The organism is Streptomyces tropicalis, from assembly GCF_029269835.1.
In the GTDB taxonomy this organism is placed as follows: domain Bacteria; phylum Actinomycetota; class Actinomycetes; order Streptomycetales; family Streptomycetaceae; genus Streptomyces; species Streptomyces tropicalis.
This window is the reverse complement of sequence record NZ_JARJBB010000004.1, coordinates 257,022-278,096: the sequence shown is the minus strand read 5'-3', so window position 1 is coordinate 278,096 and position 21,075 is coordinate 257,022. Positions and strand designations below refer to the sequence as shown.

Annotated in this window: 18 protein-coding genes; 11 read left to right on the top strand and 7 right to left on the bottom strand. The window is 76.4% G+C overall.

Annotation, left to right across the window (positions count from 1 at the left end; genetic code table 11):
- Positions 1 to 19: 19 nt before the first annotated feature.
- Positions 20 to 757 carry a phosphatase PAP2 family protein gene (locus P3H78_RS10320; protein ID WP_276108793.1) on the top strand — a complete coding sequence of 246 codons (738 nt, stop codon included), beginning with the start codon at positions 20 to 22 and terminating at the stop codon, positions 755 to 757.
- A gap of 28 nt (positions 758 to 785) precedes the next feature.
- On the opposite strand, the gene P3H78_RS10315 is transcribed toward P3H78_RS10320, so the two are convergent.
- Positions 786 to 2,285, bottom strand: a complete 1,500-nt coding sequence (locus tag P3H78_RS10315; protein ID WP_276108567.1) for a hypothetical protein — start codon at positions 2,283 to 2,285, stop codon at positions 786 to 788.
- 182 nt (positions 2,286 to 2,467) lie between these two features.
- Here P3H78_RS10315 and P3H78_RS10310 point away from each other — a divergent pair, with 182 nt between their 5' ends.
- Together P3H78_RS10310 and P3H78_RS10305 are read left to right on the top strand one after the other, a co-directional pair.
- Positions 2,468 to 2,851: a BlaI/MecI/CopY family transcriptional regulator gene (locus P3H78_RS10310; protein WP_276108566.1), complete on the top strand. Its 384-nt coding sequence runs from the start codon at positions 2,468 to 2,470 to the stop codon at positions 2,849 to 2,851.
- Entirely contained in the window at positions 2,848 to 3,768 is a 921-nt protein-coding gene (locus P3H78_RS10305) for a M48 family metalloprotease (RefSeq protein ID WP_276108565.1), read from the top strand. The genes P3H78_RS10310 and P3H78_RS10305 overlap by 4 nt, the downstream gene beginning before the upstream one ends.
- A 71-nt stretch (positions 3,769 to 3,839) precedes the next feature.
- Here the strand turns inward: P3H78_RS10305 and P3H78_RS10300 are convergent, their stop codons facing one another.
- Together P3H78_RS10300 and P3H78_RS10295 are read right to left on the bottom strand one after the other, a co-directional pair.
- Positions 3,840 to 6,182: a glycoside hydrolase family 65 protein gene (locus tag P3H78_RS10300; RefSeq protein ID WP_276108564.1), complete on the bottom strand. Its 2,343-nt coding sequence runs from the start codon at positions 6,180 to 6,182 to the stop codon at positions 3,840 to 3,842.
- Positions 6,179 to 6,931 carry an HAD family hydrolase gene (locus P3H78_RS10295; protein ID WP_276108563.1) on the bottom strand — a complete coding sequence of 251 codons (753 nt, stop codon included), beginning with the start codon at positions 6,929 to 6,931 and terminating at the stop codon, positions 6,179 to 6,181. Before P3H78_RS10295 ends, P3H78_RS10300 begins: the two co-directional genes overlap by 4 nt.
- Positions 6,932 to 7,069: 138 nt before the next feature.
- Between P3H78_RS10295 and P3H78_RS10290 the strand changes: the two genes are divergently transcribed.
- Together P3H78_RS10290 and P3H78_RS10285 are read left to right on the top strand one after the other, a co-directional pair.
- Positions 7,070 to 7,795: a nucleoside/nucleotide kinase family protein gene (locus P3H78_RS10290; RefSeq protein WP_276108562.1), complete on the top strand. Its 726-nt coding sequence runs from the start codon at positions 7,070 to 7,072 to the stop codon at positions 7,793 to 7,795.
- A 279-nt stretch (positions 7,796 to 8,074) separates the two neighbouring features.
- The gene (locus tag P3H78_RS10285) at positions 8,075 to 9,817 is read left to right on the top strand and encodes a phospholipid carrier-dependent glycosyltransferase (protein WP_438827937.1); all 1,743 of its coding nucleotides are present in this window, start codon (positions 8,075 to 8,077) and stop codon (positions 9,815 to 9,817) included.
- A 10-nt stretch (positions 9,818 to 9,827) separates the two neighbouring features.
- Here P3H78_RS10285 and P3H78_RS10280 read toward each other — a convergent pair whose 3' ends face one another.
- On the bottom strand, positions 9,828 to 10,232 hold the full coding sequence (locus tag P3H78_RS10280) for a DUF3662 domain-containing protein (RefSeq protein WP_276108561.1): 405 nt from the start codon (positions 10,230 to 10,232) through the stop codon (positions 9,828 to 9,830).
- A gap of 212 nt (positions 10,233 to 10,444) precedes the next feature.
- On the opposite strand from P3H78_RS10280, the gene P3H78_RS10275 reads away from it, so the two are divergent.
- The 4 genes from P3H78_RS10275 (at position 10,445) to P3H78_RS10260 (ending at position 15,411) form a co-directional block, all read left to right on the top strand.
- On the top strand, positions 10,445 to 11,362 hold the full coding sequence (locus tag P3H78_RS10275; RefSeq protein ID WP_276108560.1) for a MurR/RpiR family transcriptional regulator: 918 nt from the start codon (positions 10,445 to 10,447) through the stop codon (positions 11,360 to 11,362).
- 476 nt (positions 11,363 to 11,838) lie between these two features.
- Complete coding sequence (locus tag P3H78_RS10270; RefSeq protein ID WP_276108559.1) at positions 11,839 to 12,213, top strand: hypothetical protein; 375 nt, start codon at positions 11,839 to 11,841, stop codon at positions 12,211 to 12,213.
- Between the two features lie 183 nt (positions 12,214 to 12,396).
- Positions 12,397 to 14,727 carry a SpoIIE family protein phosphatase gene (locus P3H78_RS10265; protein ID WP_276108791.1) on the top strand — a complete coding sequence of 777 codons (2,331 nt, stop codon included), beginning with the start codon at positions 12,397 to 12,399 and terminating at the stop codon, positions 14,725 to 14,727.
- A gap of 129 nt (positions 14,728 to 14,856) precedes the next feature.
- The gene (locus tag P3H78_RS10260; RefSeq protein ID WP_438827936.1) at positions 14,857 to 15,411 is read left to right on the top strand and encodes a GNAT family N-acetyltransferase; all 555 of its coding nucleotides are present in this window, start codon (positions 14,857 to 14,859) and stop codon (positions 15,409 to 15,411) included.
- A 369-nt stretch (positions 15,412 to 15,780) separates the two neighbouring features.
- On the opposite strand, the gene P3H78_RS10255 is transcribed toward P3H78_RS10260, so the two are convergent.
- Both P3H78_RS10255 and P3H78_RS10250 read right to left on the bottom strand, forming a co-directional pair.
- Positions 15,781 to 16,251: a peptidoglycan-binding protein gene (locus P3H78_RS10255; protein WP_438827935.1), complete on the bottom strand. Its 471-nt coding sequence runs from the start codon at positions 16,249 to 16,251 to the stop codon at positions 15,781 to 15,783.
- Between the two features lie 876 nt (positions 16,252 to 17,127).
- Entirely contained in the window at positions 17,128 to 17,961 is an 834-nt protein-coding gene (locus P3H78_RS10250) for an ATP-grasp domain-containing protein (protein WP_276108558.1), read from the bottom strand.
- 222 nt (positions 17,962 to 18,183) lie between these two features.
- On the opposite strand from P3H78_RS10250, the gene P3H78_RS10245 reads away from it, so the two are divergent.
- Together P3H78_RS10245 and P3H78_RS10240 are read left to right on the top strand one after the other, a co-directional pair.
- Positions 18,184 to 18,975, top strand: a complete 792-nt coding sequence (locus tag P3H78_RS10245; protein WP_276108557.1) for a TetR family transcriptional regulator — start codon at positions 18,184 to 18,186, stop codon at positions 18,973 to 18,975.
- A gap of 157 nt (positions 18,976 to 19,132) precedes the next feature.
- A complete protein-coding gene (locus tag P3H78_RS10240) occupies positions 19,133 to 19,549 on the top strand; it encodes a Zn-ribbon domain-containing OB-fold protein (RefSeq protein WP_276108556.1) in 417 nt (138 codons plus the stop codon).
- Between the two features lie 7 nt (positions 19,550 to 19,556).
- Here P3H78_RS10240 and P3H78_RS10235 read toward each other — a convergent pair whose 3' ends face one another.
- Positions 19,557 to 20,888 carry a glycosyltransferase 87 family protein gene (locus P3H78_RS10235; protein ID WP_276108555.1) on the bottom strand — a complete coding sequence of 444 codons (1,332 nt, stop codon included), beginning with the start codon at positions 20,886 to 20,888 and terminating at the stop codon, positions 19,557 to 19,559.
- Between the last annotated feature and the right edge of the window lie 187 nt (positions 20,889 to 21,075).

Below are 21,075 nucleotides of genomic sequence, written 5' to 3'. Positions count from 1 at the left end.
GAGAGAGGTGGCCGACGGCATGAGGCGCGGGGAGACGGCCGATGGGGCGGGCAGCGTCGGCCTCGGGGCGTGGGCGGCGTTCGCCGTGCTGAGCCTCGTGGTGGGCGGACGCCACGCCCCGCTGCCCCTGGACGAGACCCTGCTGGACTGGTCCGTCGGGCACCGCCCCGCGGCGGCCGTGAGCGCGGCCCGCGCCCTCACGGCGACGGGGACGGGTGTCGTGCCGTACGTGCTCGTGGTGCTGGCCGGCCTCCTCCTCGGCCGCACGCCCGCGCGGCGCGCCCTGGCGGCGGCCCTGGGCGCCGGCTGCCTTCTGGCCGGACAGGCTCTCCGGTACGGCGTGATGGAGGTGGTCGCCCGGCCGCGTCCGCCGCGGCACGACTGGGCGACGCACGCCTCGGGCTGGGCCTTCCCCTCGGGGCACTCGACCACGTCGGCGCTGGCCGCCGGGCTGGTGATCCTGGCCCTCTGCCTGCGCCGGCCGCGCGGGCGGACGGCGCTCTGCCTGGTCGTGGGCTGCTGGGGCGTGCTCGTGGGCCTCACCCGGATGTATCTGGGGGTCCACTGGTCCACCGACGTGGCCGGCGGCTGGCTGTTCGCGGTCGGCTGGCTCGGGGTGTGCCTGTGTGCGGCGGCCTGGTGGCTGCCCGCCGGGGTCGTGGCGGACCTGGCACCGGGGGGAGCGCGACCTCTGCCGGAGCCGGCGGGCCCGCCCCGGGGCGGGGCCGCGGACGGTGGGGACTCGCACCCGGTGTGACCGCGGTGGACGGTCGCGGGCGGCGCCGTCACGGCCTCCCGGCGGCCGGCCGGGCCGGGGCCACGTACAGGCGCAGCGCGCCGTACGGCACGGAGGGCCAGGTGCGCGCGTAGGCCGGCGGCGCGGCGCCGGGGACGGTGAGCGCGGCCACGGGCACCCGCCGGGCCGCGTCCCGGATCCCGGCGTCGGTCGTGTTGGCGTTGGGTCCGTCGGTGGCCGCCGAGGCGCACCCGGTGTAGAAGGCGATCGGCACGGACTCCTCCCCGGTGAGCAGGCAGGGCGGACGCACGCCGAGCCGGTGCAGCTCGGTGGCGGCGCGGCTCCATCCGCGCCGGTCGGCGGTGGTCCGGTCGACGGTGTGGGCGAGGACGGCGTACTGCACGGCCAGGTGGCCGGCGAGCCCGAGTGCCACCAGGACCGCGGCGACCGGGCGCCAGGCCGGGCCCGGAGCCGTGAGGACGTGCACGAGCGCGTCGGCGACCGGGAGCGCGAGCAGGGCGTAGGCGGGCAGCAGGAAGCGCGGGGCCGCATAGCCGATCAGGAACAGGTAGGGGAAGGCGGCCGTGGCCGCGCAGGCCAGCGCGACCAGGGTGGGCGCGGCGCGGCGGGCGCGGACGGCGACCGCCAGCCCCAGCAGGGCGAGCAGCGGCAGGGCGTACCACCAGAGGGTCAGCACCGGGGCGGGCAGGGCGCCGGTGCAGGGGCGGCACAGGGCCCGTCCGCCCAGGCTGCGCAGCTGGTCGACCACGGCGAGGTGCCAGCCGAGTCCGCCCTGGATCTCGGAGCCCTCGGCCAGCCGCCGGAACAGGCCGCCGTAGGCGGCGTAGGACTCGACGACCCACTCCGCGGCGCCTGCGGCGAGTCCGGCGAGCAGGGCGAGGAGTGCCCGCCCGTGCCGGCCTGCCGCGGCCAGGGCGAGCAGCGGGAGCGCCACCCACACGGCGTCCATGGGCCGCATCCACGCCATCAGGGCGGCGCCCGCGGCCAGCCCGGCGAGCGCCGCCCGGTCGCGGGACCGGGCGCGCACGCGCAGGAGGCAGCCGGCGCAGGCGAGGGCGCCGACGGCGACCCAGTAGTTCGGCATGGCCTGCGGCCCGTAGAAGAGGGTCACCCACAGGGTGGCGAACAGGGCGCCGGCCAGGGCCAGGACGCGGGAGGGGAACACGTGCCGCCACACCCGCAGCGAGAGGTAGAGGGCGAGACCGGACAGCGCGGCGAGGTAGACCCGCAGCAGCGCGGTGGACGACGACCACGCGGCGACCGGCGCCACGAGCAGCGACACACCGCGGGCGCGCGGTGCGCTGAAGAAGGCCGCCGGGGCGTGCGCGCTGACCTGGCTGACGTAGACGGTCTCGTCCCAGCCGAGGCCCATCCCCGGGCGTACGAGGAGGAGCTGGGCGAGGGTGAAGGCGGCGGCGACCGCCCCCACGAGGGGGTCGCCGCCGATCCGTGCGCCGAGCCCTCCGGGGGCGGCGGCCGGTCCCGAGCGCCGGGTCCGGGCGCGCGTGGCGCGGGTGCCGTCGGCCATCTCGCTCCCCTCACCCCCTACGCACTGTAGGGTTCTGCCCACCCGGTGGTCCCGTGGGACCGGGGGTGGAAGTCGAGCAGGACGTCAGGAAAACCACCGACAAACTATCCCGGGCCCGGCGGGCCCGCTGGGCGCGGTACCGCCACCCGGTGGAGATCCCTACGCGCTGTAAGGTTGAGGTCATGGCTGGCACGGTGCCTCACGGCAGGACGGAACGACGCAGCTCGGGAGAGCTGGAGAGCGAGGTCCTCGCGGCGCTGTGGGCCACCGAGCGGCCCCTGACCCCGGTCGAGATCCAGACGGAGATCGGCGGCACCCTCGCCTACAACACCGTGCACACCATCCTGAAGCGCCTGTACGACAAGGGGCTGGTGCTCCGCGAGGTCGACGGGCGCCGCGGGGCCTACCGGCCGGCGAAGAACGCGGCCGAGCTCACCGCCCAGGCCATGCACGAGGCCCTGGACCGGGGGCCGGACCCGATCGCCGCGCTCCAGCAGTTCGTCACCGGACTGAGTTCCGAGGAGGAGCGCGCGCTGCGGGCGCTGCTGGGCGGAGGCCCGGCGTGAGGGTCGACGTCTACGTCCCGCTGCTGCTGTCCGTGCTGCTGGCCGCGGTCAGCCCCGGCGTGGGCCGCCGGGTGGCCCCGGCGCTCGCCGCGCGGGTGCTGACGGCGGCCGCGGCGGTGACGGCCGCCGCGACGGTGTGGTCCCTCGTCCTGCTCGCGGCCACCCTGGTCGACGACGCTCCCCCGGTGGTCGACCAGGCGCGCCGGCACGGGCTGCGGCCTCCCGAGCCGGTGCCGGAGGTGATCGGCGTCGCGGCCTGCCTGGCCCTGCTGCTGGTGGCCCACCGCTTGTGGCGCGCCGCGCGGGCCGAGTACGTCGTGCGGCGGGCCCTGCGGCGGCTGTGCGCGGGCCATCCCGGGAGCACCGAGCTGATCGTCGCCGCCTCTCCGGTGCCGCAGGCGTTCGCCATCCCGGGCCGGGCGGCCGTCCTGGGCCGACCGGGCAGACCGGGGCGGATCCTGGTGACGGCCGGGATGCTCGGCGCGCTGGAACCGGTGGAGCGCCGGGTGCTGCTCGCCCACGAGCGCGCCCACCTGAGCCACCGGCACGCCCTGCTGGTGACCGCCGCGGCGCTGGCCGTCGCAGCGAACCCGCTGCTCGGCCCGGTCCGCGGCACGGTCGCCTTCCTGGTGGAGCGCTGGGCCGACGAGCGGGCCGCGGACGCGGTCGGCGACCGGACGGCGACCGCCCGCGCGCTGGCCCGGGCCGCGCTCACCGCGGGGCGGGCGGAGCCGTCCTGCGCGCTGTCCTTCACCGACCGGGCCGTGACCCGGCGGATCGCGGCCCTCCAGTCGGCGCCGCCGCCGCACCTGTGGCCGGTGGCGGCGGCCGTGCTGGCGCTCGGCGTGCTCCCGCTGGTCGGCGCGGCCGACGCCACGGACGACCTCGTCGGACTGCTGCGGGGCGTGCTCGGCTAGAGCCTGCCGCCGGACTCCCGCCCCGGGCGGACGGCGGGAGTGGGACGCCGGGCGGGAGTGGGACGCCGGGCCTACCGCGCGTGGGGCTTCCGGTGGGGCGGCTGCTCCGGGGGCGGCAGGTGCTTCGGGGGCGGGACCGGGCGGTCGACGGGGGTGTCCCGGCGCAGGGTGACGGCGTCGCCGTGGTGCCGGATCACCAGGTCCGGGCCCGACAGCAGCGTGTAGGTCGCGCTGTCCTGACCGATCTCCACCCGCAGCCGCCTCCCGCGGAAGAGGAGCGTGAAGGCCAGCCGGCTGAACTTCTCCGGCAGCCGCGGCGCGAACGCGAGGGTCTCACCGGCCCGCCGGGTGCCCCCGAAGCCCGTCACCAGCGCCATCCAGGTCCCGGCGAGGGACGCGATGTGGAGCCCGTCGCGGGTGTTGTGCTCCAGGTCCTCCAGGTCCATCAGGGCGGCCTCGGCCGCGTAGTCGTAGGCGAGGCGCAGATGGCCCGCCTGCGCCGCGATGACGGCCTGCACACAGGCGGACAGGGAGGAGTCCCGCACGGTCAGGGGTTCGTAGTAGGCGAAGTTGCGGGCGATGTGCTCCTCGTCGAACTCGGCGCCGCAGGTGTACATCGCGAGCACCAGGTCCGCCTGCTTGACCACCTGCTTGCGGTAGAGGTCGAAGTAGGGGAAGTGCAGCAGCAGCGGGTACTGGTCGGGACGGGTGCCGGCGAAGTCCCAGCGCTGGTACCGGGTGAAGCCGGCGTGCTGCTCGTGCACGCCCAGTTCGTCGTTGTACGGCAGGTTCATCGCCTCGGCGGCGTCCCGCCAGGCGGCCGCCTCCTCGTCGTCGGCGCCGAGCCGGTCGGCCTCCTTGGTGTGCCGTTCGACGACGTCGGCGGCGGCCAGCAGGTTCGCCCGCGCCATCAGGTTGGTGTACGTGTTGTCGTCGGCGATCGCGCTGTACTCGTCGGGACCGGTCACGCCGTCGATGTGGAAGGTGCCGTGGTGGTCGTGGTGGCCGAGCGACCGCCACAACCGGGCCGTCTCCACCAGCAGCTCCACCCCGGTGTCCCGCTCGAAGTCCTCGTCTCCGGTGGCCGCCACGTACCGGACCACGGCGTGCGCGATGTCGGCGTTCACGTGGAAGGCGGCCGTGCCGGCGGGCCAGTAGGCGGACCCCTCCTGGCCCTCGATGGTCCGCCAGGGAAACGCGGCACCCTGCAGGCCGAGCTGGGCCGCCCGTTCGCGGGCCGCGGGCAGGGTGCTCTGGCGCCAGCGCAGCGCCTCGGCGACGGCGGGCGGCGAGGTGTACGTGAGCACCGGCAGCACGAACATCTCCGTGTCCCAGAAGGCGTGCCCGTCGTAGCCGGAGCCGGTCAGGCCCTTGGCGGGGATCGCCCGCTCCTCCGCCCGTGCGCCGGCCTGGAGCACGTGGAACAGGGCGAAGCGGACGGCCTGCTGGATCTCCTCGTCGCCGTCCACCTCGACGTCGGCGCGCGCCCAGAAGTCGTCGAGGTACTCCCGCTGGGCGTCCACCAGGGCCGCCCAGCCGCTGTGCCTGGCGGCCGCGAGCGCCGCGTCGACCTGGTCGCTCATGGCCGGCAGGGAGCGGACCCCGGACCAGCCGTGCGCCACGAACTTCTCCACCCGCAGCTTCTGGCCGGGGCCGAGGACGGAGGTGACCGTCAGGCGGGCCGTGTCCGCGCGGCTCTCGCTGTCCGTCGTGGTCCGCTCGGGACCGTTGACGACGTGGTCGGCAGCCACGGCGACCCGCAGTCCGCTGTGCCGGGTGCGGTGGACCAGGCGCAGCCGGTGGCCGATGGCGAAGTGCTCCTCCGCCTCCAGCGGGGCCTGGAGCGCCATCGCGGCCCGCGGGTCGCCCTCCGCCTCCGGCAGCTGCTCGTTGGCCACCAGCTCGGACTGGATCACCACGCGGGCCTGGCTGCCCACGGCCTCCACCTCGTAGGCGACGGCAGCGATGGCGCGCTGGGTCAGCGACACCAGGCGGGTGGCGCGCACCCGGACCCGGGAACCCGCCGGGGAGACCCACTCGCAGGTCCGCTCCATCAGGCCGCTGCGCAGGTCGAGGGTCCGCTCGTGGGAGACGAGCCGGCCGTAGCGCAGGTCGAAGGGCTCGTCGTCGACGAGGAGCCGCAGGATCTTGCCGTTGGTGACGTTGATGACGGTCTGGCCGGACTCCGGGTAGCCGTAGCCCGCTTCGGCGTACGGCAGCGGGTGCACCTCGTACACGCCGTTGAGGTAGCTGCCGGGCAGGCCGTGCGGCTCGCCCTCGTCGAGGTTGCCGCGCCAGCCGACGTGGCCGTTGGACAGGGCGAAGACGGACTCGCTCTGCGCCAGGACCTCCAGGCTCAGCTCCGTCTCGCGCACCGACCAGGGCTCGACGGCGTAGGACCGGTGGGTGATCACTCGGTGCCTCCCGGGCCGTCGAGAAGTTCGGCGAGGTCCTTCACGACGACGTCGGCGCCGTGCTGGTAGAGCGCGTCCGTCTGGCCGACGCGGTCGACGCCGACGACGCGGCCGAAGCCGCCGGAGCGGCCCGCCTCCATGCCGGCCAGGGCGTCCTCGAAGACGGCGGACTGCCGGGCCTCGACGCCCAGGTCGCGTGCGGCGGCGAGGAAGGTGTCGGGGTGGGGCTTGCCGGGCAGCTTCCGCTCCCGGGCGACCACCCCGTCGACGCGGACGTCGAAGAGGCCTTCGGCGTCGATCGAGCGCAGCACGTCCCGGGTGTTGGCGCTGGAGGAGACGATGGCCGTGCGCAGCCCGCGGGCGCGGACCGCGGCGATGTAGCGCAGGGTGCCGTCGTAGGGTTCCACGCCGTCGGTGCGGATCTTCTGCAGGACCAGCTGGTTCTTGCGGTTGCCGATGCCGTTGACCGTCCCGGCGTCCGGCGGGTCGTCGGGGCTGCCCTCGGGCAGTTCGATGCCGCGGGAGGCGAGGAAGGTCCGCACGCCGTCGGCGCGGGGCCGTCCGTCGACGTACTCGTCGTAGTCGGCGACCTTGTCGAACGGCCGGAAGTCCGCGCCGTCGCGCTCCCTCAGGAACGCGTCGAACGTCTCCTTCCAGGCGGCCGCGTGCACGACGGCCGTCTTCGTGACGACCCCGTCGAGGTCGAAGAGGCAGGCCAGAATGTCTTCGGGCAGACCGAGCTCTGTCATACAGGCACCTTTCCCCGCACGGCGGCGTCGAGAGGGTGTCGAGTGCCCCGAAGGACCGACTCTCCCACCCCCACGTTTCCAAGAAAGCGGGCCGAGGGGTGAACTCACCTCCGCCGCCCGGGTGACAGACTGGCCGGCGTGCCGCTCACCTTCGACGACCTCCTCCACCGCGCCCGGGGTCTCGCCCGGGGCGGACACCGCGCGGTCCTCGGGATCGCGGGCAGTCCCGGCGCGGGCAAGTCCACGCTCGCCGGGCACCTGGTCCGGGCGCTGAACGGCCCCGGTGTGCCCTGGGCCGCGCACGTCCCGATGGACGGCTTCCACCTGGCCGACGCGGAGCTGGTCCGGCTCGGCCGCCGGGACCGCAAGGGCGCGCCGGACACCTTCGACGCCGCCGGGTACGCGGCGCTGCTGCGCCGGCTGCGCGAGGAGACGGAGGAGACGGTGTACGCGCCCGGTTTCGAGCGGGTGCTGGAGCAGCCGCTGGCGGGTGCGGTCCCGGTGCCGCCGTCGGCCCGCCTGGTGGTGACGGAGGGCAACTACCTGCTGCTGGGCACGGGTGCGTGGGCCCGGGTGCGGGCGGCGCTGGACGAGGTGTGGTTCTGCGCGCCGCCGGAACGGGAGCGGATCCGCCGTCTGGTCGCCCGGCACGAGGAGTTCGGGAGGACCGGCGAGGAGGCGCGGGCCTGGGCCCTGGGCACCGACCAGCGCAACGCGGACCTGATCGCGACGACCCGGTCCCGGGCGGACCTGGTCGTCCCCGACTCCGCCACGCCCCCACGCGGCCACCGGCCGTCCCCTCCCCCGGGCGGGTCGCCCGGGGTGGACACGGGACCGGATACGGGGGCGGGGTCCCGGTCGTAGGGCCGGGACGGCGGTCGGCCGCACCCGGACGCACGCCGGCGGCGGCCCGGCCGCGGAACCCGGCGCCGGACGGCGGCCGCGAGGACGGGCCGCGTTCGGCTGCGTCCGGGTGTGGCCGGCCCGGCGGTGGGGCATGCATGGCGTGCCCGGCGGACCGCGGGACGGGCGGGGCCCCGCCGTGGTGGGATCCGGACGGTTCCCGGTGCGCCGTGAACTCCGGGGCGCCCTGGCCCGTATCCGTGGGCGCGGCAGAAGGTCTGCCGGTACGACGCGGGGCGGATGATGGCGCGCGAACAGCAGACGGTCCTGGCTCCCGAGCCCGCGGGCGGCACCGCTCCCCCCGGCCGCACACCGCCCGGGCCGCCTCTCCCGGCTCCGGCGCGCGCGTACCACGTGCTGCGGCGGCACCGGCGCCTGCTGGTGCCCCTCCTCGTGCTGCTGCTCCTGGCGCAGATGGCGGTGGCGATGGTCACGGCGGCCGCCGAGGAGACCCCGACCATCGACGAGCCCGTGTACGTCGGCACGGCGGCCGTCTACCTGCGGGAGCACAGCCTGGCCTACAACCCCGAACACCCGCCGCTGGGCAAGCTCCTGATCGCCGCCGGGGTCGCGGCCGCGCATCCCCGGTTCGACCCGTCCTTCACCGGCGACCAGGGGCGGCTCGGGCGGCACCTGCTCTACGAGTCCGGCAACGACCCCTGGCGGCTGATGCTGTGGGCACGGCTGCCGGTGATCGTGCTGACGCTGCTGTTCGGGCTGGTGGCGTTCGCGTTCGCCCGGGACCTCGCCGGTCCGGCGGGCGGCCTCGTCGCCCTGGCGCTGTACGCCTTCTCACCCGACCTGATCGCGCACGGCTCGCTGGCCACCCTGGACGTCCCGGCGGCCGGGTTCGCACTGACCGCGGCGTGGCTGCTGTGGCGGGCGCGCCGGCGGCCCGCGCGGTGGCTGCCTGCGGCGGGGGCGGCGCTCGGCGCGGCGGTGGCCACCAAGATGAGCACCCTGCCCGCGATCCCGGTGGTGCTCGCGCTCGCGGGGGCGGCCGTGTGGTCGGCGCGCCGCCCGGCCGGGCGGGCGGCGCGGCGGCGGACGCTCGCCGTGGGCGCGGGGTGGGCGGCCGTCGTGGCGGCGGTCGCGGTCGCCGTCGTGTGGGCGGTCTATCTCGTGGTCGACCCGCGGCTGCGGTGGACCTCCCGGGAGCCGGTGCCGGCGGTGTCCGGGCTGCGCGGCACGCTGACCGGCCTGCTGCCACTGCCCGCGGCCTACCGCGACGGCATGCGGATCCAGTTCGGGCTGGAGGGCCTCCCGTGGCAGGGCTACCTGTTCGGCCACGTCTACACCGGCGCACGCTGGTACTACCTGCCCGCGGCACTCGCGGTGAAGACCCCGCTCGGGATGCTGGCGCTGTGGGCGGCGGGCGCGGCCGTACTGCTGGTGGTACGCCGGCTGCGGCCCGCGGCGCCGTACGTGCTGGCGCCGCCGGCGGTGCTGCTGGCGTCCGCCATGCAGTCCTCGCGCGACTTCGGGACGCGCTACGCGCTGTTCCTGCCGATGTTCCTGGCGGTCGCCGCGGCCGGGGTGCTCACCGTCCGCCGGGGGCGGCGGCCGGCGCGGGTGCCGGCCGCGGCGTGCGCGCTGGCGGCGTGCGCGGCGCTCAGCTCGCTCCGGACGTTCCCCTACTACCTGCCCTACGCCAACGAGGCGTTCGGCGGGCCGGCCCGGACCCACCTGCTGCTGCACGACTCCAACGTGGACTGGGGGCAGGACCTCGGCAGGCTCGCCGACCGGCTGCGCACCCGGTACCCGGGCGAGCGGGTCTGGCTGGTCTACAAGGGCAGCGGGGTGCCGTCGTACTACGGCATCCGGGCGGCCGACCCGCGGGCGGCCGACCCGGGCCGGGTGCACGGGCTGCTCGTGGTGTCCGACTCGGCGGCGGCGAAGGCGAAGGGGCGGCTGGCCGAACTGCTCCGCGGCAGCCGCCCGGTCGACGAGGTCGGCCACTCCATCACGTTGTACCGGCGGTGACCGCCGCCGGTCAGGCCGGTTCGCGGAAGGCGCGGGCGCTGACGTGCCGCATGACCCGGCCGGCCACCCGGTAGCGGCCGTTGGGCACCTCGTCGGCGCGGCACAGGTGGACGGTGAGGGGGCCGGCCCACTCGTAGCCGTGGCGATCGGCGTGCCGGGCGAGGCTGTCGGTGAGCGCGCGTCCCACCCGGCTGCCGTGGCGCACCAGTTCGGCGTGGACGGCGGGGGCGAGTTCGACGTCGTAGGCGTTGGGCACGATCACCCGCTCCTCGCTGCACACGACGGCGTGGGCGTCGCACTCGCGGCGCAGCGCGTCGAGGAGCTCGACCTGCTCCGGCCCTCTCCCGGCCATGCGCGCCCACAGCGCCGCCCACCGGGTCTCCAGGGCCATTTCCAGCGCGCTGAGTGCGCTCATGCGGGGTTCACCTGCCGAAACTCGGGGACGTCTCCTGATCGTGGTGCCGGGTGCGCCGGCCGCTTCCGGGTCGGGTTCCCGCACGACGCCCGCCTATCCCTGCCCGACTGCACGGCGTCCGGTCCCATGGGCGTGAGAGCGCCGTACAAGCCCTGGTCACGACGGTGAGTGAGCTATGTTGAACCTCTGTGGGAGACAAAGGAGGCGCTTCGGTGTCAACGCCGCAGCAGGCCCGTGCACAGGCATCCGCGATCACCTCGGGGAAGACGCTTCCTCAGGCGGAAGCCGCGCCGACGTCCCAGCTCAGGGCACTCTTCGACGGACCGCACCTGTCTCCCGGCCAGCGCCGCATCGCCCAGTACCTGATCGAGAACATCGCGGAGGCGGCGTTCCTGTCGATCACCGAGCTCGCGGACCGGGTCGGCGTCAGCCAGCCGTCCGTGACGCGGTTCGCGGGCGCGGTGGGCTTCGGCGGCTACCCGGCGCTGCGCGAGAAGCTCCAGTCCATCGCGCTGCGGGCCCTCGCGGGCGGCGCGGCGGAGGAGGACCGCAGCAACGAGCTCCAGGCCGCGGTGGACGCCGAGATCGAGAACCTGGAGAACCTGCGCCGGGACTTCGCCGACCCCGACCGCGTGATCGACGTCGGCCGCCGGCTGTCCCGGTCGACGCCGCTGACGGTGCTCGGACTGCGCATCTCGGTGTCCCTGGCCGAGTACTTCGCCTATGCCGCCCGGCGCATCCACCCGGACGTCCGGCTGGTCACCCTCGGCGGCAGCGTCGCCTACGACGCGCTGCTGCAGTCCCGGGAGGCGGGCGGCACCTGGGTGCTGGCGTTCTCGATGCCCCGGCACGCCCACGAGACGCTGACCGCGCTGCGGGTCGCCAAGCGGGCCGGCCTGAAGGTGGCCCTGATCACCGACCTGGCGCTCGGCCCGCTGGCCGACGAGGCCGACGTCACCTTCGCGACCGGCACCGGTTCCCGGCTGGTCTTCGACTCCTACGCGGCGTCCAACGTGATGTGCGCGGCCCTGCTCCAGGCCATGACCGACGCCGACCCCGAGCGGACCCAGGGCCGCCTGGAGGAGTACGAGCAGATCGCCGACCAGCACCAGTTCTTCCTGAAGGACTGAGCCGCCCCGGGGGGAGCGGGCCGGCCCGCTCCCCCCTCCCGTGTCCGGCCGCTCCCCCGTCCCGTGTCCCGTGCGGGGGCAGACGGGGAGGATGCCGTTCAAAGCAGGCATGAATGTTTTCATACGCCTTGCAAACGGCTCGGCATATATAAATACTGCTCACGGATCGCGGGCCGGCCCACCCGTCCGGGCCCGATCCGCATCCAGGCAGCAGCACCACCCGCACCGCCCGAGAGAGCCGACGGACCGCCCATGCGCACGCCGCACCACACGCCGCACGGGCACCGTCCCCTCCCCGGGCAGCCGCACGGACATCCCGAGCCGCCGTCTCCTACCCACGTCGGCGCACGGGGTGTTCGGCCGGGCCTCGCCTGCGCGAGAGCCCGCCGTGGCGGCCCCGGTCATCCCCTAGACCGGGGCCGCCCCCTCCTCGTCGGACCACCCTCCACGACGCCGCACACCCGGAAGCGAAGACCATGCCCCTGACGACCACGCGCATCAGCCCGGACTGGCCCTGCCAGGTCAAGACCCCCGGGAGCTACGACTGGGAGCGCTCGGCGGCCAAGTGGCTGCGCGAGCTGGTGCCCGCCCGGTACGCCAGCTACCCCGCGCTGATCCGCCACCCCGTGCTGCTCGCCCGGCACGCCGAGCTCCAGGTGCAGCAGGAGATCCGGGTCGCCCGCACCGCCCTGCAGACCGCACGCGCCGACCTCCCCCGGCTGGGCATGCCCGAGTCGGTCATCGAGCACACGATCAAGCTGTACGCGGCCGAGGTCATGCAGCTCCAGCACATCGCCCGCAGTGTCCGCGCCGTGACCCGGGCCCTGGTGGAGCGCACCGCCTGCCGCTGAGGCACGGCGCCCGGACGACGCACCTCCACTTTTCCTTGCGATCCGGCAAGAATCCGAGGGCGCCACATCTGTGAAGGGACCGTGCACCCGTGCGATGCTCGTCGCGTGAGCAGCGAGACCGCCGTCCCCGCGGAGTCCGACACCGCGGCGCTCGCCCGGGTAGTCGCCCGGCAGCGCGCCGAGATGGACCGTTTGCAGAACCTGGCGGCCACCTCGGCCGTCGTGGAGCGGGCCAAGGGGGCGCTGATGGCGCTCACCGGCTGCTCGCCGCAGGCCGCCCACGAGGAACTGCTGCAACGCGCCCGAGCCGCGCACCAGACGCTGGTCGAGGAGTGCTGGGTCACCCTCGGCACCCTGGCCACCCCGCTCACCCACGCGGCGGACGAGGCGGCCGAGGAGCCGTGCGGCCCCGCCTCCCCCGCTCCGGGATTCCCCGCGGGCCCGCTGCCCGCCGGGTCGGTGCCGCCCGCAGGCCAGGAGGCAGGTGACGCCGCGGTCCTCGCCGGACTCGGCCGGGCCCTGGTCCGGGTCGGCACCCCGCAGGACCTGGCCCGCTGCCTGCTGGAGCACCTCGACGCCCCCGCCGCGGCCGACGGAGTGATGATCTACCGGCGGCTGCCCGCGGGCGGACTGGAACTGATCGGCCACGCCGGGATCGGCGAGACCGTCGCCGGGTCGTGGCGGCACGTGCCGCCGATGAGCGGGGTCGCCGCGCTGGAGGCCCTCGACGCCCGCGAGGAGCGGTGGCTGGAGGACCTCGCGGCGGAGGGCAGGCGCTACGCGCTGATCGGGGAGCCGCCCGAGCGGTGGCCGTCGCGCGCGTGGCTGCCGGTGGTCCGCGGGGGCTCCGCCGAGGTCGCGATCGGCGTGCTGCGCCGCCGCGGCGGCCCCGTCCCCGAGCGGACCCGTGAACTGCTGCGCGGCGCGGTCCGGTTGTGCGCGGGCCGGCTGCGCGCCTTCACCGCCCGCCCGGAACGCCCCGCGCAGGGTGCGGACCCGTCCGTGCGCGCACTGTTCGCCGCCCTGCCGGGCACCACGGTCCTGCTCACCGCGCTGCGGTCCGCGTCGGGCGAGGTCGAGGACTACCGCGTCGAGGCGGCCACCGCGCGGACCGTCGACGTCACCGGCCGCAGCGGCGCCGACCTGACCGGCCTGCGGGTCCTGGAGTGCTGGCCCGGCCTCGCCGACGGTCCGCTGTGGCGGGGCCTGCACGGTGCGCTGACCGGCGGAGAACCGTACGAGAGCAGGCCGTTCGCACAGCAGGACCTCGTGGCCGGCGGACAGGAGCTGTCGGCGTACCGGGTGCGCGCGGTGCGCCTGGGCGACGGGCTCCTGGTGACCTGGCTGCGTCACGAGTCGTCCGACCGGCAGGAGCAGCGGCTGGCCGACCTCCAGCGGCTGGGACGGCTCGGCTGGGCCAGCTGGGACCTGGTGACGCAGGAGGCGGTCTGGTCCTCCGAGGCCTTCGCGCTCTTCGGCCGCGACCCGGCGCGCGGCCCGGTCCGCCTCGCCGAGCTGGCGGACCTGGCGCTGCCCGAGGACGGGCCCGCGCTGGCCCGGGCGGTGCAGGAACTCCTCGCCGACGGCGAGCCGTTCGACGTCCCCTTCCGGATCAGGACGGCGGGTGGGCTGCGGCATCTGCGGGCCGTCGCCGAGGCGGTGCCCGACGCCGAGGGCACCCCCGTGCAGGTGCACGGCTTCGTGCAGGACCTGACCGCGCAGCGCAGCGCGGAGCTGGCCCTGGTCGAGAGCGAGCGGGCGATCCTGGCCCAGCACGGCGTCCTGCGCGCCGAGCGGACGCTGGCCGGACGGCTGCAGCACGCGCTGCTGCCGCTGCCGCGCCGGCCCGTGCGGCTGGCCGGGCTGCGGGTGGACGTGGCGTATCTGCCCGCCCAGTCCGGGATCCACGTCGGCGGCGACTGGTTCAGCTCCATCGAACTGCCCGACGGGGACGCCCTGTTCGCCGTCGGCGACGTCGCCGGCCACGGACTGGACGCCGTCGCCACGATGGCCCAGTTGCGGTTCACCGCCAAAGGCATGATCATCACCGGCTCGTCGCTGACCGGGGCGCTGGCCCGGCTCAACGCGCTGCTGCTGCACTCCCGGGACGCCCAGGCCACCGCGACGATGGTGCTGGCCCGCTACGACCCGCGGGCGCGGCGGCTGCTGTGGGCGCAGGCGGGCCACCCGCCGCCGCTGCTGCTGCGGCACGGCGAGCCCCGCTACCTCGACCGCCCGCGCGGCATGCTCCTCGGGGCGAGCCGGACGCCCGTCTACGAGGAGGCGGAGTGCCTCCTGGAGCCGGGCGACCGCCTGCTGTTCTACACCGACGGCCTGGTCGAACGGCCCGGGGAGGCCATCGAGCAGGGCCTGGAACGGCTCGCCCGGGCCGTCGCGGCCCACAGCGCGGACGGCTTCGGCTCCCTGGCGCCGCTGCTGCGCTCCACGCTGGAGGGCGTACGGCGCGACGACGTCTGCGTGCTGGACGTGCGGGTGCCGCCGCACGCGCCGTGAGCCGCTCGACCGCCCCGGCTCCCGGCGACCGCGCACGGACACGCGCCGCGGCCACCGCCCGCGCGCGTCGCTGCGCGCGACCGGGAAAACGGCTGGGCTCAACCGGGCAACTCGTGTTTGTCTCCTGCCATGACGGACGAGGACGGCGGGGAATCGGGGATGCAGCGTGACGGGCCGCGCCGGCGCGTCCGGCGGTGGGCGGACGGCGACACCGCGGACTGCGTGCGGGTCCTCGCGGAGGTCCACCGCGGGGACGGCTACCCGGTGAACTGGCCCGACCGGCCCGGCCCATGGCTGGCGGCCGGCTGTCCGCTCGGCTCCTGGGTCGCCGAGCTCGACGGCCGTCTCGCGGGGCACGTCGGCCTGTCGGACGGTGGCGACGGCGATCTGGCCCCGGCGCTGTGGAGCGCGCGCCACGGCGTGCCGCGCGAGGCGGCCGCCGTCGTCGGACGGCTGTTCGTCGCCCCCTGGGCGCGGGGCCACGGCTTCGGCGCGCTCCTGGTCGGCCGTGCGGCACGGGAGGCGCGGCACCGCGGTCTGCACCCGGTCCTGGACGTGGTCGCCTCCGACACCGCCGCGGCCGCCCTCTACGAACGGCTGGGCTGGCAACGGCTGGACACGGTGCGGCAGCGGTGGGGGCCGGAGCAGTGGGCGACGGTCCACTGCTACGCGGCGCCCGCGTGACGCGACCGTGCCGCGGGATGGCCCGCGGCGGCGCGAGCCCACGGCACGGTGCCGGCGCGGGGCGCGGTGACGGGCGGTCGGGCACCGGGCGCCACGACGGGCCGGAGTGAGACGGGGCCGGGCGGGGCGATCCGGACCTCGCCCCGCCACCGGGTCATGGGGCTCCGGGTCACCGGGGCACCCGGGCGCCGAGTCGCCGCTCCGGCGCCCCGACCGGACTGGGGGTGCGACACCACCCCCGCCGCCCGGTCGGGGCGCTGGAGCGGTCGGTCGCCGGGGCGACGCATCCCCCGCCACCGGGGCTCCGTACCGCCGGAGGGGTCGGTCGGTGGGGCGTCGCAGCAGCCGGTCGCCGGGGCGCCGTCCCTTTCAGCCCTGCTCTCCCCGCCGGTCGTCGTCGCCCTGGCCCGCTTCGCCGGAGCCGGCGTTCGCAGTCCGGGACTCCAGGGCCCGGCGGGTGTCGTTCCCGTAGACGCCGGTCTCGTCGCCGGTGATCCCGTACCAGAGCTGGAAACGGGCCACCGCGGCCCTGACCCCGGCGTCGTAGCGGCCGTCGGTGGAGCCGTCGCGGTAGATGTCGGGGACGTGCCGGAGGCGGTCCTGGAGGTCGGCGACCGCGGGGCCTGTGTCACCCAGGCGCAGGGTGCCCGGGCCGTCCGGGTCGGCCCGGCCCGTCACGTCCCCTCCGCTCGGCGCGGGGGCGGCGGACGGGGAGGCGGGTGCGGCCGCGGCGGGCGGACGCGCCGGTGCGGCGTCGGCCGTGCCGCCCCGGCCGGGCAGCAGCAGGGCCCCGCCGAAACCGGCCAGCGCGGCCCCGGCGACCGCGATCGCCGCAGCCACCCGGCGCGCACCCCGGCCGGTGGGCACCGGCCCGCGGCCGGGGAGCGGCGGCCGCCCCAGGGGCGCGGTGGCCGCTCCGCGGCCTGCCGTCCCGGGGGACGCGGAGGCCGGCTCCCGGCCCGACGACCTCGGGGACGGCACTCCCCGTCGACGGCCCGGCGGTCGCGGCGGCGCGGAGGCCGGTCCGGGGCCCGCCGCCCCCAGGGACGCGGACGCCGATCCGCGGCCCGGCGGGCCCGGGGGCGGGATCGCCGGTTCACCGCCCTGCGGGCGCAGCGGCGCGACGGCCGGTCCGCGCCCCGCCGTCCCGGGGGACGCGGAGGCCGGCTCCCGGCCCGCGGGTCCCGGAGGCGGGGCCTCCCACCCACGACCCGGCGGTCGCGGCGGCGCGGACGCCGATCCCCGGACCGCCGTTCCCCGCGGCGCGGACGCCGGTCCGCAGCCCGGCGATCCCAGGGACGCAGGAGCCTGTTCGCATCCCGGTCCCGGTCGCGCGGGGGCCGTCGGGGGCACCGGCGGCAGTTCCGCGGTCGCGTCCTCACCGTCTCCCGCGGACGGCGTCCAGCGGTCCACCCGCCCGGTCCGGCCGGACTCCCGCTGGAACTCGCGCACGAGTTCCGCGAGGGCGTCCGTCCGTCTCGGCCGTACGACGCGGATCGCCTCCGGGGGCGGTCCGTCGGGCTGCGTCCCGTCTCCACGCGGTGTCGGCACACTGCTCTCCTTCCGTCGCTGCGCACGGACCCGTCCCGGGGAGGGATACGGGGCCGCCGCGGCGCCGGTTCAGTCCGGCCCGCCACCGGAAGCCCGGCCCTCGCCCGCCGGCGCGGCCGCGCGCGCACGACGGGTGGTCACGACGGGGCGGTCGGGGCGCGGCGGTCAGGAGGCCGCGGTGAGGAAGGGGTGCAGGGAGCGGGTCAGGGCGCGGACGAAGGAGTCCCGGGCGGTGTCGTCGAGGGCGTCCAGCGACAGGTACGGGTTGAGGTCCTCCAGCTCCACCAGCAGCAGCTCGCCCTCCGGGGTGCGGCAGGCGTCGACGCGCTGGATGCCGTGGGCGAGGGTGTTCCAGTCGACGAACCGCCGGGCGAAGGCCAGATCCTCGCAGGACGGCTCGTACGGCCGCAGGTCCCAGCGCTGCCGCGGGTCCGGCGCGTACAGGGCGTACTGGAAGTCGTGGTCGACGAAGCAGAAGGACACCTCGTGGACGAAGTCGACGCGCGGCTGGGCGAGGACGGTGCCGTCGACCAGTGCGGGCAGCCGTCCGGGCGGGACGACCCGGAGCCCGATGGAGTCGGCGCCCTGCTTCGGCTTGACGACGTACCGGTCCGCCGCGGGCAGGCGGTGCAGGTCCTCGACGCGGTCGGCGGTGGGGATGACGGGCTCCCCGGCGGCGGACAGGTCGAGCAGGTACTGCTTCCCGGCCATGTCGCCGCGCCCGGTGAGGGGGTTGTAGACCCGGGTCCCGGCCGCCAGGGCCCGCTCCCGGAAGTCGTCCCACGCCTCCGGGTACTCCAGGACCGGTCCGCTGTTGCGCACGACGACGGCGTCGAAGGCGTCCATCAGCGCGGCCGCGTCCCGCGGGTGACACAGGGCCAGGTCGAAGCTGTCGCGCAGGCGGGCGGTCAGCTGCACGTCCTCGTCGCCGTAGCGGCGTCCGCGGGCCGGGTACGCCAGGTCCGTGACATAGAGGAGGCGGGGGCGGGCGGGCGGCATGCGGTGCTCCTGGTGCGAGGTGTTCCGGCGGGGACCGCGCCGGACGTCCGGGGCGCGGAAGGCCCGGGGAGGACGGGACAGCGGCGGAGAAAGGTTACTTCTCCCGGCGGCCCGGACCGCTCGGCAGGTGCCCGGCTCCTGTACGGCACTCGGTTCCCTTCGACGCCTCATACGCTGCACTGAGTGCCATGGCATGGGGTCCGGGATGCTACGTTCCCGTCCATGAGCTCCAGCAGCGCGGCCGCCGGCCCCGGCGGGCGGACGGAGGCGGCCGCGAAACCGCCCATGCGCGACGCCCTCGTGGCGGCCGCCTTCCGGCTGTTCACGGAGCGGGGGTACGAGCAGACCACCGTCGACGACATCGTGGCGCTCGCCGGGGTCGGCCGGCGTTCGTTCTTCCGGTACTTCCCGTCCAAGGAGGACGTGGTCTTCCCCGACCACGAGCGGTGCCTGGCCGACATGACGGCCTTCCTCACCGCCGGCACCGACGCGGACGAGCCGGTGCGCCGGGTCTGCGACGCCGCCCGGCTGGTGCTCCTGATGTACGCCGAGAACCCGGCCTTCTCCGTCCAGCGCTACCGCCTCACCCGGCAGGTGCCGGGCCTGCGGGCGTACGAGCTGTCCGTGGTGTGGCGCTACGAGCGCGCCCTCGCCGCCTACCTGCGCGCCCGGTTCGCCGGGCACCGCGACGGGACCCTGCGGGCGGACATGATCGCCGCCGCCGTGGTCGCGGCGCACAACAACGCCCTGCGTTCCTGGCTGCGTTCCGACGGGCAGGGGGATCCGCGGGCCGCGGTGGACCACGCCCTGGCGCAGGTGCGGGCCGCCTTCGCCGGGGCGCCGCCCGCGTCCGGGCCCCCGGCCGGAGAACCGCGGGACGGAGCGGAGGGGCCGTCGGAGCGGGGACCGTCCGCGGCCCGGTCCGGGGAGGACGTCGTCGTGGTGGTGGCCCGGCGGGACGCGCCCCTGTGGCGGGTCGTCCAGGAGCTCGAGACCGCGCTCGGACCCCGGTGACCCGGCCGGCCGGGAAAATCGAGGGTACGGAGTGCCTTTACCAGTGGCACTGAGTGCCATAAGCTGAGGCTGTGCACGGTGGCACGGTGAACCGGGCACGAGCGTGCGCGGGTGACCCGGCACGCGTTTTCCCGCCCGGCGCAGGGAGTTGACCAGCGTGTACTACCACTCAGGAAACGTCGTCGCCGAGCCGTCGGCCGGTTCCGCCACGGGCCTCCTCGACCCCGGGACCCGGGACGCGGACGCCCTCCTCTTCCAGCGCTGCGGCTGGTGCGGCACCGCCATGTACCAGCGGCTGCTGTGTCCGGTGTGCCGCGGCAGCGACCTGCGCACGGAGCGCAGCGAGGGCAGCGGCACGGTCCGCCACTCCACGGTGGTGCACCGCAACACCCCGGCCGCGCGCAACGTGTCGCTGGTGGAGATGGCCGAGGGATTCGTCGTCCGGGGCCGTGTGATGGGGCCGCCGATCGGCATTCACAGCGGCGACCGGGTACGGCTGTCCACCGCGCAGGACCCCGTGCGCGGGGAGCCGGTCTTCCAGTTGCTGGAGGAGCCCTGTCGCGCCTGGACCTGACGGGGGCTCACCCGGTGTCGCGGGGCAGCGGAAGCCGTGCGTCCCTCTCCTGCCCCGGCGCGCTCGTGCCGTCCTCGGGGGGCGCGGCGTCCCCGGCCGGTTCCGCGTCCTCGGGGGGCGCGGTGTCCCCGGCGGCCGCGGAGTCCCGTACGGGCCCGGACGCGAGGGCCGCGAAGGTCAGCAGCGCACACACCGCGTACACGGATCCGGGCCAGGCGAGCGGCGCCGGATAGGGGTCCGGGTGCGGCAGGCCGTCCTCCGCCCGGATCAGCAGCGGGACGAGCCGCGCTCCGGTGGCCGCCGCCCACGCGGCGAACGCGGCCAGGGCGACCGGCCGGCGCCGGTGCGGTCCGTGGGCCAGCCAGATCATCGCGGGCACGCACCAGATCCAGTGGTGGCTCCAGGACACCGGTGACACGAGCAGCCCGTACAGTTCCACGGCCACCAGGATGCCGAGCCGGTCGCCGCGCCGCACCGCCGCCCCGACGGCCCAGCCCGTGGCCGCGGTGACCAGCACCAGGGCCGCCCACCAGAGCGCGGTGGCGGTCGCGCCGTCGTGGCCGGCCAGCCGGGCGAGCGCGCCGCGCAGCGACTGGTTGCGCACCGACCAGAGCGGGCCGACCCGCCGGGTCTGCGTCACGAGCACGGTCCAGTAGCGGACGGACGCGTCCGGTGCGACGCACCAGGCGGCCGCCGTCGCCGCCGCGGCGGTGGCCACCGCCCAGGCCGCGGCCCGCCACTGACGGGTCGCCAGCAGGTACAGCCCCGCCACGGCCGGGGTCAGTTTCACGGCCGCCGCCAGCCCCACGGCCGCCCCGCGCACCAACGCCCCGCGCGGCAGGGCGAGTCCCGCGAGGACAACGGCGCCGAGCACCAGATTGACCTGACCCTGGTCGAGGGTGTGGCGCACGGGCTCCAGCCACAGACCGGCGGCCGCCCACAGCAGGGCGAGCGCCCGGTCCCGGCCGTCGGGGCGTGGCCGCAGCAGCCGCAGCGCGCACCGCGCGACGACGACCAGGGCGGCCACGGAGACCGCCTGCCACAGCGCGATCGCGGTCGGCCCGGGCACCCAGGACAGCGGCAGGAACACCAGGGCGGCGAACGGCGGATAGGTGAAGGGGAGCAGCGGGATGGGCGGGCCGGTGTGCACCGCGAAGTCGTAGAGCCCGCCGGAGAGCACGTGCGGTGCGGCCCCGCGGTAGACGGTCAGGTCCAGTGGCTCGGTGGGATGGGTGACGACCGCCAGGACGTGCGCCGCGAGGGAGACTGCGAGGCACGCGCCCGCGTGCCGGGTGAGCCCTCCGCCGATCCTCCGGCCCCAGGCACCGATCACGTTCACCCCGCACCCGCCCTGTCCCGTCCGCAGCGTGGGCAGCTTAGCCCAGCGCTCCCCGTCCACCGCCGTGCCGCGCCCCGGCGGTGAGGCCGGGACCGCGGGCTTCCGGGCCGCCCTCCCGCCCCTCGCGCCCGCCCGCGCCGAGGCCCCGGGCCCTCCGGTGACCTCGCCCTCCGGGGCCCGCCGCACC